Origin of the sequence: Pseudomonas synxantha, from assembly GCF_900105675.1 — a bacterium.
GTDB classification, from domain to species: Bacteria; Pseudomonadota; Gammaproteobacteria; order Pseudomonadales; family Pseudomonadaceae; genus Aquipseudomonas; species Aquipseudomonas synxantha.
In genome coordinates this window covers 333,541-350,879 of record NZ_LT629786.1, presented here as the reverse complement: position 1 = coordinate 350,879, position 17,339 = coordinate 333,541, and the positions used below count along the sequence as shown (strand labels likewise).

The window sequence follows — 17,339 nt, the reverse complement described above, 5'->3', positions numbered from 1 at the left end:
TCGAGGAGCTTCAGGAGGTGTCGGATGCACAGTAGCGCCGAGCTATTTCCTAGTATCCATGCCGGTGCCGTGTTCGAAGCCTCTGCTGTGGCTCATGCCCATAAATCTGGGATCAACCCGGTGGAGCTCGACGCATTAGCTCAAGCGATCGGCCGCCTTGCTCGTGACCACAGCACCGTGGTCCCAATGAGCATGCGTGAGGATCTGTTGGAGTTTGAGAAGCTCGGCTACGTCGAGCTGACCAACACGCCCAGCGCAACAATTACCGTTGAACTGCTCTGTGCGGGCGCCTTGCTATCCAGCTACTTCTGGTCGGTTTGGGTGCCCCGCTACCTCCAGTGCTGCTCGCTGAAAGTGGCCGTCATGTCTCACCTGCAACACCCCGCGGAAGTTCAGCACTGCAGCGTGGTGTTCCGCGTGCCTGGAGCACGTGAGGCTACGCGTCACTTTTTGCATGAGCTCGGTACCAAGTTTCCTGGCGATCAGGCTGAAATCATCGCGATCCAGACCGGTAACGTTCTGGCAGACAGGGATGCAGAGCTATGACCACCAATCTCCTACGCGGAAAAAGCGAGAGCCTTCGTGTACTCGTGAAGTTTGCTGAAGCGAATGGCTGGACGGTGTCTCGCACTCAAGGTGGCCATATCAAGTTCACGAAATCTGGCCTTGGATCGATTTACACCTCATCAACCGCAAGCGATTACCGCTCAGGCCTCAACGCCAAAGCCCGTATTCGTCGTGCTGATCGAGCTCAAACCCTACACTCGCAGGAGGCAATCTAATGCCTATCCGTCATTGCATCGTCCACCTGATCGACAAAAAACCCGATGGCACACCTGCTGTTCTCCAGGCACGCGATTCGGAGCTATCCGAATCGGTCGCCATCGAGAACATGCTTGCCGACCTCAACGAGAGCTATAACGCCAAACAAGGCAAGGCCTGGGGTTTCTTCCATGCCGAGTCCGGCGCGCACCCGTTTAGCGGCTGGTTAAAGCAGTACTTTGAAGGTGACCAGGACTTCACCGCCTTCAGCCACACGGCGGTCGAGCATCTGCAAAAGCTGATGGAAGAGTCCAACCTCTCCACCGGTGGCCACGTACTGTTTGCCCATTACCAGCAAGGCATGACCGACTACCTAACTGTCGCCCTGCTCCACCACAGTGAAGGCGTGGTGGTTACTGACGATCTGGACGTCACTCCTTCACGCCACCTGGACGTTGGCCAGTTGCACCTGGCAGCGCGTATCAACTTGTCCGAGTGGCAGAACAACAAGCAATCCAAGCAGTACATCTCGTACATCAAAGGCAAAAACGGTAAGAAGATCTCGGGGTATTTCAGCGACTTCATTGGCTGCATGGAAGGCGTCGACGGCCCGGGCGAAACCCGCGCCCTCCTCAAGGCGTTCAGCGACTTCGTTGAAAACGAAGACCTGCCAGACGAATCGGCCCGCGAGAAAACCAAGGCCCTGGTGGACTACGCCACCAGCCAGGCCAAGCTCGGTGAACCCATGGGCCTGGAGGAACTGTCAGGCTTGATCGATGAAGATCGCCCCAAGGCGTTCTACGACCATATCCGCAATAAGGACTACGGCCTGTCGCCGGAAATCCCCCTGGATAAACGCACTCTCAACCAATTCCGTCGGTTCACCGGCCGTGCCGAAGGCTTGTCCATCAGTTTTGAAGCGCATCTGCTAGGGGACAAGATCGAGTACGACGAGGCGTCCAATTCATTAGTCATCAAGGGGTTACCTACCCAACTCACTGATCAGTTGAAACGTCGCTGAACACACTTTCTACCCTAGGCATCGGAGCCCACCATGAGTAACAAACCACAGCGTCTGCATGAAGAAAAATTCGTTATTCGCCTGCCCGACGGGATGCGCGAACGCATCGCGTTGGAAGCACGTGAAAACGCCAGGTCGATGAACTCAGAAATTGTTTATCGGCTGGAGACAACTGCCGAACTTGAAGCTGCTCTGGATCGTGCTTTGAAAATCATTGACCAGCTTTTGGCGGCAAGCCCGGCTTATGAGCAGCCAGGAGCCAGAGTATGAAAGCGTCTTTGGCCCAAACCATGAAAGATAAGCTGTTGCTGCCGGCGTTTGAATCGAAGTCGCCGGTGGCAGCGCGAATGAGCGACCCCATCGTCGATACCCCCATGCTGTTGACTCTCGACGAAACGCTGCCGTATGACGAAAACCCAAGGACGACTCGTAACCCGAAGTACGATGAAATTAAAGAGTCGATACGAAATCGGGGACTCGATACGCCACCTCCCGTCACTCGTAAACCTGGGGAAGATAAGTACCGGATCCGCAACGGCGGCAACACTCGCCTGGCAATTTTAAACGAGTTGTATCGTGAGACCGGCGACGAGAAGTACTTCAAGTTTCACTGCCTATTTCGACCCTGGGACGCCGTTCGGGGCGAAATCATCTCGCTCACCGGCCACTTGGCTGAAAACGACCTCCAAGGCCAGCTCCTGTTCATTGAGCGGGCTATTGGGGTCGACAAAGCGAGCGCGCTGTATGAAACAGAGGCAGGGGAGTCTATCTCATTACGTGAGCTTTCACGGCGGCTGTCAGCGGATGGCTACCCGGTCTCCGCGTCTCACTTGAGTCGTATGCACGACACCATTCGGTACTTACTGCCAGCAATTCCAGGCGCGCTGTACTCTGGACTGGGAGTAGACAGAATCATAAAGCTTCTGTCTTTGCGCAAAACAGCTCTTCAGTGCTGGGATCGCAATTATCAAGAGCAGGAGCAGCACCTTGATTTCGATACGCTTTTCCAAGATGTACTGTCCCAGTTTGAGGGCGACGCTGAAGAATTTCTATTCCAGCGATTTCAGGACGAACTGATAGATCACCTTAAAAAGCCGCTGAACCTCGGCTACGAGCAAATACTGTTGGAAATCACTCAGAACCAGGACCAATTGCGCCGGTCTACGCCGGTTCTTGAGCTGCCACAGTACCCTGCATCGCAATTTGAGGGGGGGACTCAACTTAACGTTTCGAACAATGGCATTGAGGCTAATCAGAACCCTCTACAACTACCCCCTACTACTTCGGGGGGCAGCACACATAAGACGACGCCCTCCAAAGAGAGTCCTTCACCTCAAGGGGTGCAACAGCAACTGGCCCCAACTCCGCAGGAGCAAATGAGCCCACAAGAGCGCCAAGCACGTATCGATGGGCACGTTGCGAGCCCTGTGAAGACTTCTCCCAGAGTCGACAAGATGAAACGGGAGCTCGCTGCGCTTGACGGTGAGGTCTTGCCCGACTTCGCCTCCAATGCCTTGGTGGCCATCCCTGTTCAAGCTGGCGGACTCAATCCCATTTCTGACCTTTGGTACATCGAACGCGAAATAGACAATACCGCGACCCTGCGTCAGCACATCGCTCAATTGGCTCGCGAAATAGCCAGCTCGGTCAAAGCCCCAGGTCAATTTATCGATATCGATGGTGGCGTCGGGTTCAGCTACCGACACCCCGAAGCGGAAGTCGAAATTACTGCCACAGCCCAACATACCTTGACGCTGCTCCAGTCTTTGAGCGGCTCGATGGCCATCGTACTGAAAATGATTCAGCAGCAACCCAAGCTTCAAATCGACGCGTTGGCTGACTTTGAGTTCGCAGCCGGACTGGGCCAGATCTTACTGGGCCAGCCTCACACAAAAGATCAGCCCCCTGAAAGTGAATGCCGTCTCAGCGACGGCGCTCTAGTGAAGCTGTTCCGCATTATTCGTCTCGCAAGACGTTTGATTGACCTGGAAATCCAGTCAGTCGCCAACAACGGTCCGAATTCAGCCAGTTAACACACGGACTCTACAAGGGGGAGTCGTCATGTCCAAGACACCAATAAATGAAGCAATCCTGTCACAGGTGCTTCATCACATGCGTAATGGCCAACTTCGGCGCTGCATCGAAATGGGCCTGGAGCCAGAGATATTGGCTCAGCTCCAACAACCTTCAGTACTGAGCTTGCTGCTTAACACTCCCGTGTCTTGGTGCAACGTCACCATTGATGGGGACATGGTAAAAAAACTACTGTCAGGCGCGCAGCGTTCTGATGAAGAAGTGCGCATGATTGAACGTGCGCTGCGACTTGGCGCGACCACTCAAATGCTGCAACAGTTCTTCGGGCTGTCTCCGCAGGATGTGGCCCTTCAACGCCTAATGATCGGCGTGACGGCACGTCGTGGCCGTTGGCGCGAATTCAGTGAGGAGATGGACGCTCAGCTTTGGTACCGATGGACGCACCTAATGCAAGAGCATCAGGTAGAGCTTGGCGACAGTCTCGCGTTGCTGGACATCGCCATGTTGGTCGCCGAGGAACTCAATGCTCCACAGGATACTAGCCCAGATGAGACCCACGAAAACCTCAGCCTGGCCATCATCTGGCATCGCATTCAGTCCTGGATAAAGGAAGGGCTTTACCCTCCTGCAAACCCTGGCCTTCCGAGAAGGCTACAGCTTGTGTCTTCTCAACGACTTGCACAGCCTGCAGCGACATCGGTGGAAGGTGACTCTGTATTATGAGGTTGTCTCGGCTTCCCTTGTCGACGCTTTTAGACTCGGCCTCGGGTCACCTTGAAGCTCATTTGCTTCAGAAAAAAGAGTCGGCGCCTCCGGGGATTGAAGGGTCTTCCCCCTACTCCGGAATTATTTTCAGCGGGAACCCACACGAAACGGTTCCTCGCCGATTGCTTTTGGATGATCGCTTAACCCCGCTTGAAAGAAACACCTGGCAGGTATTTCGCCTACTGATCAATGACGACGGCCTTACGGCGTTCCCTACCTATGACCAACTGCGGCCATATTTGGGTATGCAACCCGGTAGGCCTGCCTCGCGTGAAACTGTATCAAAAGCATTAGTGACCTTACGTCTCACCCGTTGGCTTAGCCTGGGGCGACGGGTGCGCAATGATCTGAGTGGACAAGTGCAAGGCAACGTCTACCTGCTTCACGACGAACCGGTCACACCGGCCGAAGCTATAGAGTTCGACAAGGACTACTTGCAGCTACTCGCGCAGTCAATGCAGCACCAGACCAAGGTGATTCGCGAAGTGGCAGAAATTGCCTGGAAGGAATTTGCAGCTGATCCTGATGTTGGCCAACGCTTACCTAGCAGGCTGGACATCATCGAATCCCGCATGAATAGCCAGGCCTGGACCAAAGCGCAGGCTCCAGTCGTTCTTAAAGCGACTGAGTTCGGAATCCGAACTCAGCAAAATATAGCTCTATCTCCACTGAGTTCGGATACCGAACTCAGTGAAAAAGGCGAAGAGCGAATCGCTTTGGAGCAGAGTTCGGATGCCGAACTCAGCCGTAAATCACTGAGTTCGGACTTAGTTCGGCATCCGAACTCATATAGTACGTATACAGATACACACAAAGATGTTTGTAAAAGCTCTGTACATGTACCGCCCACACCAAACGACATCGCTGCCGATTTGCTCGGTGCACTGCATCGACTACCGGTCGAGCAAAAACAGAACGCGGTCCTGGCGCTGCAAAAGGTTCCAGCAGAGTTGAAAACCGCGCTCATCAAACAATGGGTCCACCGCTGTGACTCGGGAGGGGTCCGAAACCCGCTTGGATACTTAATGACGCTCGTCGGCATGGCCGTTCGCGGCGATTTCAACAGCCAATGGAACCCTGACGACAAGGCAAAAGCGAGCCCCGAGCGTCAAGACGCTTCAGCCCCGCCAGAGGGCGCAGAGCAGCCGACGAAGACGCTAACGCAGACGCGTAGCCCTGAGTCGATACAAACCGCAAAACACACACTCAGCGGAATGCTGCATCTGCTGAAGCCTAATCGGGGTACACATCCATGATGTCAGGTGGACAACCAGAATATCGTGGTAACGCGGCCCAGAGCGAAGCGGTCGTGACCGGAATCTGTGCCAGCTACACAGCAAGTGTTGCGGCCCGCAACACCCTGACAGGAACCGAAATACGCCGCGGCCGCCACGCAAGTGACTCGGCCCAAATCACTTGCCCAGGATCCGGCATTCGTGCCAGCGACACGGCAAGTGTTGTGGCCCACAACACCCTGACAGCATCCGGCACCGGAGGTGGCCGCCATATAAGTGGTGCGGCCCGCACCACCTTGGCAGGATCCGGCATCCGTGCCGGCGACATGGCAAGTGTTGTGGCCCACAACACCCTGACAGCATCCGGCACCGGAGGTGGCCGCCATATAAGTGGTGCGGCCCGCACCACCTTGGCAGGATCCGGCATCCGTGCCGGCGACACGGCAAGTGTTGTGGCCCACAACACCCTGACAGCATCCGGCACCGGAGGTGGCAGCCATATAAGTGGTGCGGCCCGCACCACCTTGGCAGGATCCGGCATCCGTGCCGGCGACATGGCAAGTGTTGTGGCCCACAACACCCTGACAGCATCCGGCACCGGAGGTGGCAGCCATATAAGTGGTGCGGCCCGCACCACCTTGGCAGGATCCGGCATCCGTGCCGGCGACATGGCAAGTGTTGTGGCCCACAACACCCTGACAGCATCCGGCACCGGAGGTGGCCGCCACGCAAGGGATTCGGTCCGCACCGGCGAGTTTCAGCTCTTCCTATATAGAAGCCTCAACAAATCCCCTTCCATCGGGCTACGTATTTAATGCTGCGTCTCCTATAGCCAAATTGCAGCATGGGTACGTCAATCCTCTTCCCAAGGAAACACTGCACCATGGCTGATAACTTCCGGCTCAACATCGGTTCACTGCGCAGCGATGTGAAGCTCACCCTTCACACTCACCACGCCGCTCGTATATGGATGGGGCGCCCTAAAAATGACCTCAAAGCCGGCATCATTGGTCTGTCAGGGTTCTGCACTGTCGTCAATCGAATGTCTCGAGGCGCCCAACAGGATGATCCCTACTCTGACTGGTGGATGATCCTCCTCGAGGAAAAGATCAACGATTCCAAGGAAGCGTTAAAGACCATCGAAGATCGCCTGGACACAGCCATGGCCTCTCTTCCACCGGCCATCAGCATTAGCGAAAACCTCTCGATCCAGCCTGTCAGCCTCCCGCTGTACATCTCCAATCCCCTGGGATTTCAGGCTGTGTACCTGCTGACGAACTACGACGAAATTGTCAGACGCATTCTGTTGGCCCAGCACGTTGGCCTTGTCGGGCGCCACGATATGGAAACCTGGATCGACGAAGGCGCAGCGGTACTGCGGAGACTGTTTGGTCTGGCCCAGATCTATAAGTACTCAGGCGCTGCCCGCGACGACTTCGCTGCAAACAATGCCAAGGCTGAAGCAGCCCGCAAAATGTACGAGCGGTACGGTGAGCTGCCACAAGACATCCTGGAAGGCACCCGCCGTTCGAATTTCGCGCCACCGATCATCCGCGGTCAGCAGCAAACCGAGACGGATGATCATCTCGATGACCCCGTTGAGGGTTAAAGAGCATGGGCCAGATTCCCTCCAATGATGGGTCGCTGCAACAGACCGCCTTCCGGCCACTGCAACAGGAAGCCTTTCAGCGACTGCAACAGGCTGCCTCACTAAAGGGCCTTTTAAAGCCTTTTAAAGGTAAGGGGGAGCTGACCCAATTTGCCGATCTTTGCCGAGCTCAAGAATCGGACTTAAAAGCTCTTGCCCAGGAAGTGCTGAGCCAGGCCCGCCGATATCCATTCACCCTAGTTCCAGTGCGGTTGACTGAGCAGAACACCCAAGCCGGCACCCAGTTTTTGAGATGGCAGCAGGTGACAGATCGGCGGATGGGCGTAGGGGTTTGGGCAGAAATGATGGGCTCACCCAGAACACCGGAATCCATGCTGCAGGATCTTTACGTGATGGAGCTGCAGCGCATCACCTTGAATATGCAAATGAGTTTGCTGCACTCGATCACCAAACAGGCCGCCGAGTGCGCAGAAAAAATGGGCCAGGCAGAGGCCGTGTATACCGCTCGCCTGCAGCAGCTCAACAACCCAACGCAACACCAATAACCTCGGAGAATACTCATGGGCACGCCCGTACAAGGCTGGGAAGGCAATATCGGTTCTGCACCGGAATTCAAAGAATTCCCCAACGGCAATAAAGACCCACGTCGACTCATGCGAGCCAACGTTTACTTCGACAATTCGATTCCGGATGGCAAAGGCGGCTACGAAGATCGTGGCGGTTTTTGGGCGAATGTGGAGTGGTGGCACAAGGACGCCGAGCATTATTCGCAACTGTTCCAGAAAGGTATGCGAGTGCTGGTTTCCGGTCGCGCCGTTATGGACCGTTGGAAGAACGACGATGGCGAATTCGAAGCTTTGAAAATCCAGGCCAGCCGGGTCGGCATGCTGCCACACCGCGTGACCATGGTGAATCTGGCGCCTTCGCAAAACCAGAATTCGCAACAGTCCAACAGACCCGAATCGCGGCCGCAGCCAGCTCCAGGCCCGGATGAATATCCAGATACCGATCCACCGCAATTCTGAAAACAGGGGCTTAATTTTTCGGCCCATTCGTGTAGCTGTCGGTGTTGGGGGAAACAGCTCATCGTTTCCCCCGACCTCATTAGAGAACCACTACAAATTAGGACGTGCCGATGGATGAAGTTTTGAGGGACCCAACAGGGTACGTTGTCATTGGCGCAGAGCACCCAGCTTTAGGCCGTGTTTACTGGGCTTACTTTGATGAAAGCGAGGTGAATGCTCCGGACTACTACGGGCTCACCCTGGACATAAACCGAGCATCATGGGCTCCAGTTGGGTGGCGAACGGGAGAGTATCTGATGGGGGGCCGTGGAGAGACAGACCTTGATACCTGGCAAGCCCGCCGATTTATCAACACCTTGCTCGATGAATACCGCTTAGATACTGAATACCGCGTCGACTTTGACGACGACGACGAAATGACTGAACACTTATACGGCAAGCTGGAACAACTACGTGTTCAAAGCGGACAATCCACTCAGGACTTCATCGCGTGGATCAGAGTTGCGAACTGGACGGACGAGCCAGCTTCGAATTGACATCAAACCGCCAATTGGTTGGCAAAAAATCGCGCCATTCGTTAACTTTCAGGTTGAGTCACACTTCCATTCGGCTATCTCAAGCACAGAAGTTTAAAACTTCCGTTTTTGATGCAAAAAAATGCGCTATTCGTGATGTTACTGTCTGATAGATCTGTTCTTCGGGGACCGATAGCCAATGGCGCAATCTCGAACTTCTTTGAAACCAGCAGATAGGCGGCAATTCAATAACCCCCATACTGCCGTTCAAATAGCCGGTGCTGACGCCGCCCGAAAAGGGCTACGGGTGTATGACTGCCCTTACCACCATCCTGCGATGCGCGCGTCGTGGCTAAAGGGCTTTGCCCAGGAACAGCAGCTGACGCTGGACCTCTAGCCGCTAAAAGCCTCCCGTTGTGCATTGACCATTTCCCATTGAAGCCTTACCTGCCATGACGTGACAGTCCCGCTCTGCATAATTGAGAAGGGGCACACCGTGAAGCTATTGATCATCGAGGCACCTGGGAAGCTGAAAAAGCTTCAGCCAATGATGAAGAAACTGCGCCCAGGCGAACACTGGTTGGTTGTCGCCAGTGGTGGGCACATACGTGACTTGCCCGCCAGAGGGCAGGACGACAGCATGATCACCACAGGCGTCCGCAAAAATTACACACCGGTGTACGAGATCCTGGATAAGAGCGCCAAGGCCGTGCGGACCATCAAGGCCGCAGCTAAACAGGCCGATGAAATCTACCTCGCAACCGATCCGGATCGCGAAGGTGAAAGCATCAGCTGGCACATCCAGCAGGTACTGGCGGTCAAATCCTACAAACGCATCACCTTCAATGAAATCACCCTGAAGCGTGTCGCAGAGGCTCTAGCCAATCCTCGCCAAATCGATTTGAACAGAGTCGCGTCACAAGAATGCCGGCGTGTACTTGATCGTTTGGTGGGTTACCTGGTGACTCAGGAGCTACGCCGACTGATGGGCAAGCCCACCTCTGCAGGCCGCGTGCAATCGCCTGCCGTATACCTGGTGGTTTTGCGCGAGCGCGAGATCCGCAACTTTCAGGTAATCAACCACTTCGGTGTGCGTCTGAACTTTGTGGATATGAATCAGGGCACCACCTGGTATGCAGACTGGCAACCGGTACCGGATTTCGCGAGCAAAGACTTTCCTTACGTTCAAGATGCCAACCTGGCCCGACTCGTCGCCGGCACACGTAATGTCGTCGTCGAGTCCTGTGAAGACCGCAAGGCCGAGCGCCACCCACCCGCGCCCTTCATCTCTTCCACCCTTCAACAAGCAGCCAGCAACGCCTTGAAATGGGACCCGGACAAGACCATGCAAGTCGCCCAGCGATTGTATGAACAAGGCGTGATCACCTACCACAGGACGGATAATCCCAACGTACCAGACGAGGCCATGGAGGATATTAGAACCGTAGCTAGATCTATCGGATTGAAGACCGTCGACGAGCGACGTACATTCAAGGCCGCCGAAGGCGCGCAGGAAGGCCACCCCGCTATTACCCCGACGCATTGGGCTGATACAAAAGCTGGTGAGAACGACGAGGAACTCGCCCTGTACAAGTTGATTTGGGTCCGGGCGCTGGCCAGCCAGATCGAAGCGGCGGTATTCGACGTGCGTGCTGTAAAACTGCTCGCGGTTGGCCCAAATGGTAAGGCTTTGCGATTCAATGCAACTGGTGAAACCCTTTTTCATCCTGGGTGGCGGAAACTGCTCAAGGGCGATGACACAGACGATGAGGAAGATGGAGCAGCGAGCAACCCAGTTCCTGCACTCACACCAAAACAGATCATCTCTGTGCACAACGGAGAACTGCTGAAGAAGAAAACTCAGCCGCCATCCCGCTACACCAAGGCCAGTCTAATCAAAGAAATGGAGCGCCGCGGTATTGGTCGTCCCAGCACGTTCGCCTCGATCTTGAAGAACATCACCAGCAAAGGAATGATTGAGGAAAAAAGCCGCAAGCTGGTACCGGCGCCGCTGGGGGAGGAAACAATCGCGAAGCTGGAAGGGTTCTACAGTTTCGTGGAGCTCGATTTTACGAGGGAGCTGGAGCGGGATTTGGACAAAGTCGCCCAGGGCCAAGACACCTATGGAGCTGTCGTTGCGCGTCTGCATAGACGCCTGGAAGAGGAACTGTCTCAGCAACGTGGAATGCCGAGTGTGCCGATGGCGTCCGCTCCACGCCCAGCCACAGCAGGTGGCGCTTTCAACTGTCCCAAGTGCAATCAACCCCTCGCAAGGCGACAAAAAAAAGGGGGCGGTGGCTATGACTTTTGGGGTTGCACAGGCTTCAAATCGAATGGATGCAAGGTGAGTTTTCCAAACTTGAATGGCAAACCAGATCTCAATAAACCCAGAGGGGTGTGACTTCTGCCATTGCCGATATAAATCACCGACAACGCCGTTACGCATTAACCCTAGAAGCCCACCATTCCTATACCTGACAGTCCTCTGCGAAATTGCAGAGGAGGTCATGGGTGAGCGTACAGAAGAGACAATCGGTGGTGGGGCTGCGCATCTTAGCGCCGAAGCTGGAGAAGTTCTCAGACCGGCAAATTGAAGTCGCCCAGACCTGGGCTTTACAATTTAACGTACCGCCCTCCCAGCTGACCTCCTTCATCGATACCTATCTGAGTTCCACTGTCCATACTCGTTGCTGGTGCGTAGCCCTGCCCTCTACAGATGATCAAACACGGCGGCTCCTGGCCAGAATCGGCGATCACCTCCAGTACTTCGATGGTCATCAGGTTAAGGCCTGCAAAATCTTCAGCAAGGACCGCGTGCATAAGAGAAAACCCACCGCAATGGTGGCCCAGCAGCTACTGCTCAGGTTTGAAAAACGCTGGTATGCAGACGTCCTACTGACCTCCTTCTGCAAGTCTGCTGGAGAGAGGGCGAAAGCCCTTTCGATTGAAGATCTAGGAAGCTTTAATCGCCGCGGCTTCGATTGGACGGCGAGCAACAATCGGTACTTCAATCCCCGCACCCGATTTTACCTGAAGCAGATTGGCAGCACGCTGAAGCAGTTTTGCCAGTGTCTGGACCAAGAGCTTTTATTCGCCATTCGTTCAGCGCAATGTCCCTCACCCAAGCTCTATAACTGGCTGGCTCAAGGTGACCGAAAACGCCGCCTTCAGGCCCTAAAAGCCCAGCCAGTACTGATTCCACTTCTGGTACTAGCAGATCAATGGCCGTGGCCGTGGGATGGGCAGCAGCAGGTATACATGAACTGCCCATGGGATGAACTTCAGGCGTGGCGCCCATACTGGAGTGAGGACCGTTATTTGATTTCCGCTGAAGAGTGCCTGGTAGGTCGCATAGCCGACGCGGGCCTCCCCCTTTCCGACACACTGGCTTGGCTGCTACAGGCGCCGCGCGCTGCAGTGCGCTACCTGGGTCAACAGCGGGTATTCGATACCGGCAGTGCATTGACCCGTATCAGCCGCGAGGGGCCACAAGGACCCTGGCATCGACTGCTGCTGGGAGCCTCACTGGGCAATCGCCGTCCTCTTAAAAAAGCGCACTGGATCACTCTCTTCGCGCTGCTGGATAAAATCCCGTATCAACTGCTGGATCAAACGCAGGACTGGAACAGGCTGCTGTCAGGGTGTCCAACTGATTGGTCGGACGACAATTGGTCCAAAATCGCCGACGACTTTCGAGACCTGAACGAGCTCTTTAACAACGTTGATGAGAGCGACGGACCAGCTTCTGGTGAAGCACTGCAGAAACTCAAAAGCTTCATTGCTACTGCTTCCTATCACCAGATCGCCAGCTTGGTGAATGGCTTTCACCTCGCGTTGATAGACATCCGTGAGGCTTTAGATGCAGTAGATCCACAAACAAGAACAGACTCTTTAACGCCCTGGAAGCCGCTGCTTTATTCAACCAGCACACCCCTCGTGAGTCCAAATGGGCTGCAAATTATCGAACTGAAGTGCCCCGCCGATCTTGATGCGGAACATCGAGCGCTGGGCCATTGCATTGATGGTTACGACTACAGTGCTTATCGGGGCATCTGCCGTCTTTTTTCGGTTCGCGAAAACGGGAAATCGTTGGCCTCTGCAGAAATCCAAATGGATGAAAGTGCCTGGGGCGAAACGTTAGCAAAATTGACTCCCAAACACCTGGTGACGATACAACTGAGAGGGCTCCGCAATCGCACACCTAAGTCGGGCTCCAGGGTTGACCGGGCCTATCAATGGTTTTGGGCAAAGATCAAATCGGGTGAGCTCGCCATTAACCTGGAATGGCCCGACCAAACACTATCCATGTCGCGCTATACAAATCGAAACCGGAAAAAAATGCATGCCCAGGCCTGTGCGGAATGGATCAACCAACGATTGAGCAGGACATGAGTCGTCCACGTCTGATGAACCGCCGGCAGGACCTGGTCGAAAAAGTCATTTTTGACGGCTATGACTTCGGGGTCTTAATGCAATACGTTGAGGGTGCGAACCGGCTGTTTCTCGAACGTAATGGTTTCTATATTCGGCGTGCCGAGCATCCTCAACATCGCTATTGGCGATTACCAAAAGGCAAGTTGCTGGATGACCTGGATGTGCTCTTCCACCGTTTGATGGAGTTGTCCGAGGACCGTTTCAATGAAAGTTGGGAGACGTTTTCACATAAAATCACAGCCGCACAAAACGACCCAGATCGGCAGGCATTCACGTGGGGGCTGACCTTTCGGATAGCTCCACTCGTTCAGGGCGGGATCCTGCTGTCAGGTGACTACCATCCTGGCGCGGTCGCCGTTTCAAGGCGCATGCACGGCGTGTTTCTCGGGCATTCCAAGTCCTGGCGCATTGACGCTGGTGCGGAAGTGGTGCGAAGCAACTTGATCCTGGAGCTTGGATTGTCGGAGGATCAGTTCGAAATCCTCGACACCGTGCAAGAGCTGCTGACCGACGGATCCGTTGTTCCAGCTGATGAAATCACCCGCATCAGTCTTGGTGGACCGCCACAAGAGCGCGCAGCAAAAGCGGCTGACGATAGCACCTCAACCGATGTGTATTTAGCCGCGGTGCCCTCAATCGAGCGCACCGGGTCCACTACCGAACAGATTAACCAGGCATTGGCTGGTTATTCTTTACTGGACCATCAACCGGCAGGCATCCGGCACTTGCTACAGCGCACAAGCGCCTTGCTTGCGGATGACATGGGGCTTGGTAAAACTCGCCAAGCAATCATTGCCGCTGCAATCCGAGCAGCTAATAGACCCATCTTGGTTATCACCCTGTCGACGTTGATCATCAACTGGCAACGCGAAATCCAGATGGTGTATCCCAAGGCCACTATCGGCCAACAGGTCTTTGATCCCTCTTCGCAATGGATTATCACCAACTACGAACGCCTTGGCGATTTTGTTCTGCATGCAGGACACTTTGAAGTGATGATCATCGACGAGGCGCACCGCCTGAAAGAGCCGACCGCCGCGTGGACACGTCACGGCTTCGACATTGCCGCCAAGATACCCAACCGTTACCTGCTGACGGGTACGCCAGTCCTCAACCGAGAATCTGAGCTGCACACGCTGCTACGGCTATCCGGCCACCCCGTTGGGAAACTGCCCTTGAAAGAATTCTGCGAACAGTTCGCCGGCAGTCAGGATTTCCGCATGAATCTGCGGGGCGCAATCGGCGATTGGATGCTCCGTCGACGCAAGGATGTCTTGCCCGGTCTCAAGGGCAAACAGCGCCAAACTTTACCCATCGAACTCACTGCTGAAGAGCGCAAGCAATACGATCAAATTCGGCTCGAAGACAGGCCTAGCCTCGCCAGGTTGGGATCACTGCGTCAGTTGCTTGAGCAGGTAAAGATTCGTGTCGTAATGGATCTGCTGTGCGAACTGGACGCGGAGGACAAAGTAATCTTGTTCTGTGAGTTCAAGGATACGGTAGGAACACTTCGCACTCGGTGCAAGCAAGCTGAGTACGGGTGCGTCACGGTTGTCGGCAGTGACTCTGTAGGCAAACGGCAGAAGGCGATCGATCAATTCCAAAGTGATCCAGAAACCCGCGTCTTTGCCGCCACTACCTCCGCTGCCGGCACCGGCAACAACCTCACTGCGGCCAACTATGTGATGTTCCTGGGCCTCCCCTGGACGCCTGGACTGCAGGACCAGGCTGAGGACAGGGCCTACCGCAATGGGCAATTGCGCATGGTCGTGGTGAAAATCCCGCTGGTGGAAAACACAATCGACCAGATGCTTTGGCAAATGCTGCAGGATAAGCGTCAGTTGGCAAGTGACCTCATTGAGCCCGACGCGGCCGGCAACGCGAGACAAGCATTGGCGACCAATTTGTAGATCTGCGGTATATCACTGCTTCTTAGTGGCTGAGACCTTGTAAACGTACTTGGAACCATTACTTTTGTTTTCTGGAATCTAATAGGCCTCCCCATCGGCAACAATAGTTTCGTTCGATATCTGCAAACTTCCGAAAGTGGCAAATCTATTTCGATTTTACCCACTTTGCTCGTATTCATTTCGAGGAGTCGAACATAATTGACTTTGTTACGTATTAGAATCTTCCCATCGCTCATAATGGCCGTCGAGACCCATTCAGAAGAGACTGATCTCACTGAAAGGCACGGACAGTTTTGGCGGACTCGTTGAATCCAGCGCGATACGCCAATATCCAACATCATGCCAAGCGCCATGCTTGAATCCTACTTCTGGATACGTACCGATGTGAGCGAAGCCTAGTGCTTCATGCAGCCCCACGCTGCCATCGTTTGGCAGCGCGATCCCGGCAAAGGCTGCGTGAAACCCTTGCCTTTTCAATGTCGGCAGCAACACGCCATACAGTGCCCGGCCGACCCCGCTACGGTGCGCTTCTGGCGATATATAAACGGTGACGTCGACCGACCAGCGATAGGCCTCACGAGCCCGGTGCTGACTGGCATATGCATAGCCGATGAGCTGGCCGTCTCGCTCCGCTACCAGATACGGGTAAGTCGGCAAAGTCGACCCAATCCGCTTGGCCATCTCTTCGACTGTGGGCGGCTCAAGCTCAAACGAAATCGCCGTATGCTCAACCATCGGTGCGTAAATTGCCTGGATGGCTTGAGCGTCCGAAATCTGCGCAATCCTTACTGTGGTGTTGCTCATCCTCTATCCCCTTGGTCGCTCAAATCGATCTTTGATTGACTCGTTTCGAGAGTGCTTCGGCGCTTTCCTTGCGCTCCGAATAGCGGTCTACCAAATACGTTTCCCGGCCCCGAACCATCAGCGTGAACTTCATCAGTTCCTCCATCACGTCCACAACACGGTCGTAGTAGGCGGATGGCTTCATACGCCCTGCGTCGTCGAACTCCAGAAAGGCTTTGGGTACTGACGACTGGTTTGGGATGGTGATCATCCGCATCCAGCGCCCGAGGATCCTAAGCTGGTTTACCGTGTTGAAGGACTGTGATCCACCGCAGACCTGCATGACGGCCAACGTCTTGCCCTGGCTGGGGCGGACAGCGCCCAACGTGAGAGGTATCCAGTCTATTTGGGCTTTGAATACAGCAGACATTGCACCGTGACGCTCTGGCGAACACCACACCTGTCCCTCTGACCACAGAACCAGATCCCGCAGCTCTTTAACCTTTGGATGGTCTTCCGGAGCGTCATCAGGGAGAGGCAGACCCGAGGGATCAAAGATGACGGTCTCGGCTCCCATTAGGGTCAGGATGCGCGCGGCCTCTTGGGTCAGCAGCCTGCTGAAAGAGCGCTCACGGGTTGAGCCATACAGCAACAAGATGCGTGGTTTGTGAGTCGGTTGCTCGTTGCCTTGCAGGCGATCCAGTGTGACGAAGTCGATTAGCGACTGATCCAGATTAGGTAGATCCAGGCTGCTTTCCGAGGAAAATTCGTCCATTACAGTTCACCTATTTGATCTAGCTCGCGCTTCAGTTCCTGCGGTGTGAGCGCCGAATGATCCAAGCTGAAGAATGCCTCGAAACGCTTTTTAATCTGGACGACGGTCGCGTCAAATGCGGCTTGGATGTCGCTGTCTGTGCCTTCTACATCGGAAGGGTCGGCGAGGCCCCAGTGGCTTTTGACAGCAGGCCCGAAATAGACCGGGCAGGGTTCGCCTCCAGCCTTATCACACACGGTGATCACCACATCCGGTGGTGAGTCCGAAAACACCTCTGAGCCTTTGCTGTAGAGATCTGTGGTGTCGATACCAAGCGCTTGCAACGTACTCACGGCGCGTGGATTCAGTTGTCCGCTTGGGAAGCTGCCCGAACTGACGGCGTTAAAACCGCTCGGGGCCAGGTGGTTGAACAACCCCTCCGAGAGAACGCTCCGGCAGCTGTTTGCCGTACACATAAATAGCACTTTCATG

The 17,339-nt window shown here is 54.8% G+C and carries 19 protein-coding genes; 16 read left to right on the top strand and 3 right to left on the bottom strand.

Annotated features, from left to right (window positions below; genetic code table 11):
- Positions 1-24 precede the first annotated feature (24 nt).
- The 16 genes from BLU48_RS01680 (at position 25) to BLU48_RS01610 (ending at position 15,310) form a co-directional block, all read left to right on the top strand.
- Complete coding sequence (locus BLU48_RS01680; protein WP_008437321.1) at positions 25-546, top strand: hypothetical protein; 522 nt, start codon at positions 25-27, stop codon at positions 544-546.
- On the top strand, positions 543-782 hold the full coding sequence (locus BLU48_RS32170) for a type II toxin-antitoxin system HicA family toxin (protein WP_008437325.1): 240 nt from the start codon (positions 543-545) through the stop codon (positions 780-782). Before BLU48_RS01680 ends, BLU48_RS32170 begins: the two co-directional genes overlap by 4 nt.
- On the top strand, positions 782-1,783 hold the full coding sequence (gene yejK / locus BLU48_RS01670) for a nucleoid-associated protein YejK (protein ID WP_008437326.1): 1,002 nt from the start codon (positions 782-784) through the stop codon (positions 1,781-1,783). Before BLU48_RS32170 ends, yejK begins: the two co-directional genes overlap by 1 nt.
- A 33-nt stretch (positions 1,784-1,816) precedes the next feature.
- Positions 1,817-2,053, top strand: coding sequence for an Arc family DNA-binding protein (locus BLU48_RS32475; protein ID WP_008437327.1), 237 nt, complete (start codon positions 1,817-1,819; stop codon positions 2,051-2,053).
- A complete protein-coding gene (locus tag BLU48_RS01660) occupies positions 2,050-3,816 on the top strand; it encodes a ParB family protein (protein WP_057023790.1) in 1,767 nt (588 codons plus the stop codon). Before BLU48_RS32475 ends, BLU48_RS01660 begins: the two co-directional genes overlap by 4 nt.
- Positions 3,817-3,844: 28 nt before the next feature.
- The gene (locus tag BLU48_RS01655) at positions 3,845-4,540 is read left to right on the top strand and encodes a DUF2857 domain-containing protein (RefSeq protein ID WP_008437329.1); all 696 of its coding nucleotides are present in this window, start codon (positions 3,845-3,847) and stop codon (positions 4,538-4,540) included.
- Positions 4,537-5,838 (top strand): STY4528 family pathogenicity island replication protein, encoded by a 1,302-nt coding sequence (locus BLU48_RS01650; protein WP_019816979.1) that lies wholly within the window; start codon positions 4,537-4,539, stop codon positions 5,836-5,838. The genes BLU48_RS01655 and BLU48_RS01650 overlap by 4 nt, the downstream gene beginning before the upstream one ends.
- 203 nt (positions 5,839-6,041) lie before the next feature.
- Positions 6,042-6,632, top strand: coding sequence for a hypothetical protein (locus BLU48_RS31600; RefSeq protein WP_124356005.1), 591 nt, complete (start codon positions 6,042-6,044; stop codon positions 6,630-6,632).
- 68 nt (positions 6,633-6,700) lie between these two features.
- Positions 6,701-7,426, top strand: a complete 726-nt coding sequence (locus BLU48_RS01645) for a PFL_4669 family integrating conjugative element protein (RefSeq protein WP_008437331.1) — start codon at positions 6,701-6,703, stop codon at positions 7,424-7,426.
- A gap of 5 nt (positions 7,427-7,431) precedes the next feature.
- The gene (locus BLU48_RS01640) at positions 7,432-7,971 is read left to right on the top strand and encodes a DUF3158 family protein (protein ID WP_008437334.1); all 540 of its coding nucleotides are present in this window, start codon (positions 7,432-7,434) and stop codon (positions 7,969-7,971) included.
- Between the two features lie 15 nt (positions 7,972-7,986).
- Positions 7,987-8,451 (top strand): single-stranded DNA-binding protein, encoded by a 465-nt coding sequence (locus BLU48_RS01635; protein ID WP_008437336.1) that lies wholly within the window; start codon positions 7,987-7,989, stop codon positions 8,449-8,451.
- Between the two features lie 110 nt (positions 8,452-8,561).
- Positions 8,562-8,987 carry a hypothetical protein gene (locus BLU48_RS01630; RefSeq protein ID WP_008437339.1) on the top strand — a complete coding sequence of 142 codons (426 nt, stop codon included), beginning with the start codon at positions 8,562-8,564 and terminating at the stop codon, positions 8,985-8,987.
- A gap of 178 nt (positions 8,988-9,165) precedes the next feature.
- The gene (locus BLU48_RS01625; RefSeq protein ID WP_073845721.1) at positions 9,166-9,363 is read left to right on the top strand and encodes a CrpP family ICE-associated protein; all 198 of its coding nucleotides are present in this window, start codon (positions 9,166-9,168) and stop codon (positions 9,361-9,363) included.
- Between the two features lie 99 nt (positions 9,364-9,462).
- On the top strand, positions 9,463-11,367 hold the full coding sequence (gene topA / locus BLU48_RS01620; protein WP_008437341.1) for a type I DNA topoisomerase: 1,905 nt from the start codon (positions 9,463-9,465) through the stop codon (positions 11,365-11,367).
- Positions 11,368-11,477: 110 nt separating this feature from the next.
- Positions 11,478-13,358, top strand: a complete 1,881-nt coding sequence (locus tag BLU48_RS01615; protein ID WP_019818088.1) for a hypothetical protein — start codon at positions 11,478-11,480, stop codon at positions 13,356-13,358.
- The gene (locus BLU48_RS01610) at positions 13,355-15,310 is read left to right on the top strand and encodes a DEAD/DEAH box helicase (RefSeq protein WP_024073377.1); all 1,956 of its coding nucleotides are present in this window, start codon (positions 13,355-13,357) and stop codon (positions 15,308-15,310) included. Before BLU48_RS01615 ends, BLU48_RS01610 begins: the two co-directional genes overlap by 4 nt.
- Positions 15,311-15,565: 255 nt before the next feature.
- Here BLU48_RS01610 and BLU48_RS01605 read toward each other — a convergent pair whose 3' ends face one another.
- The 3 genes from BLU48_RS01605 to BLU48_RS01595 are packed head-to-tail and all read right to left on the bottom strand — an operon-like array spanning position 15,566 to position 17,338.
- Positions 15,566-16,114: an arsinothricin resistance N-acetyltransferase ArsN1 family B gene (locus BLU48_RS01605; protein ID WP_008437347.1), complete on the bottom strand. Its 549-nt coding sequence runs from the start codon at positions 16,112-16,114 to the stop codon at positions 15,566-15,568.
- 19 nt (positions 16,115-16,133) lie between these two features.
- Complete coding sequence (gene arsH, locus BLU48_RS01600) at positions 16,134-16,868, bottom strand: arsenical resistance protein ArsH (RefSeq protein ID WP_008437348.1); 735 nt, start codon at positions 16,866-16,868, stop codon at positions 16,134-16,136.
- Positions 16,868-17,338 carry an arsenate reductase ArsC gene (locus BLU48_RS01595; protein WP_008437349.1) on the bottom strand — a complete coding sequence of 157 codons (471 nt, stop codon included), beginning with the start codon at positions 17,336-17,338 and terminating at the stop codon, positions 16,868-16,870. The genes arsH and BLU48_RS01595 overlap by 1 nt, the downstream gene beginning before the upstream one ends.
- Position 17,339 lies beyond the last annotated feature (1 nt).

Bases quoted from the DNA above. Each gene is read 5' to 3' on its own strand.
- BLU48_RS01680 (WP_008437321.1), top strand. From the start codon at position 25: ATGCACAGTAGCGCCGAGCTATTTCCTAGTATCCATGCCGGTGCCGTG.
- BLU48_RS32170 (WP_008437325.1), top strand. From the start codon at position 543: ATGACCACCAATCTCCTACGCGGAAAAAGCGAGAGCCTTCGTGTACTC.
- yejK (WP_008437326.1), top strand. From the start codon at position 782: ATGCCTATCCGTCATTGCATCGTCCACCTGATCGACAAAAAACCCGAT.
- BLU48_RS32475 (WP_008437327.1), top strand. From the start codon at position 1,817: ATGAGTAACAAACCACAGCGTCTGCATGAAGAAAAATTCGTTATTCGC.
- BLU48_RS01660 (WP_057023790.1), top strand. From the start codon at position 2,050: ATGAAAGCGTCTTTGGCCCAAACCATGAAAGATAAGCTGTTGCTGCCG.
- BLU48_RS01655 (WP_008437329.1), top strand. From the start codon at position 3,845: ATGTCCAAGACACCAATAAATGAAGCAATCCTGTCACAGGTGCTTCAT.
- BLU48_RS01650 (WP_019816979.1), top strand. From the start codon at position 4,537: ATGAGGTTGTCTCGGCTTCCCTTGTCGACGCTTTTAGACTCGGCCTCG.
- BLU48_RS01645 (WP_008437331.1), top strand. From the start codon at position 6,701: ATGGCTGATAACTTCCGGCTCAACATCGGTTCACTGCGCAGCGATGTG.
- BLU48_RS01640 (WP_008437334.1), top strand. From the start codon at position 7,432: ATGGGCCAGATTCCCTCCAATGATGGGTCGCTGCAACAGACCGCCTTC.
- BLU48_RS01635 (WP_008437336.1), top strand. From the start codon at position 7,987: ATGGGCACGCCCGTACAAGGCTGGGAAGGCAATATCGGTTCTGCACCG.
- BLU48_RS01630 (WP_008437339.1), top strand. From the start codon at position 8,562: ATGGATGAAGTTTTGAGGGACCCAACAGGGTACGTTGTCATTGGCGCA.
- BLU48_RS01625 (WP_073845721.1), top strand. From the start codon at position 9,166: ATGGCGCAATCTCGAACTTCTTTGAAACCAGCAGATAGGCGGCAATTC.
- BLU48_RS01610 (WP_024073377.1), top strand. From the start codon at position 13,355: ATGAGTCGTCCACGTCTGATGAACCGCCGGCAGGACCTGGTCGAAAAA.
- BLU48_RS01605 (WP_008437347.1), bottom strand. From the start codon at position 16,114: ATGAGCAACACCACAGTAAGGATTGCGCAGATTTCGGACGCTCAAGCC.
- arsH (WP_008437348.1), bottom strand. From the start codon at position 16,868: ATGGACGAATTTTCCTCGGAAAGCAGCCTGGATCTACCTAATCTGGAT.
- BLU48_RS01595 (WP_008437349.1), bottom strand. From the start codon at position 17,338: ATGAAAGTGCTATTTATGTGTACGGCAAACAGCTGCCGGAGCGTTCTC.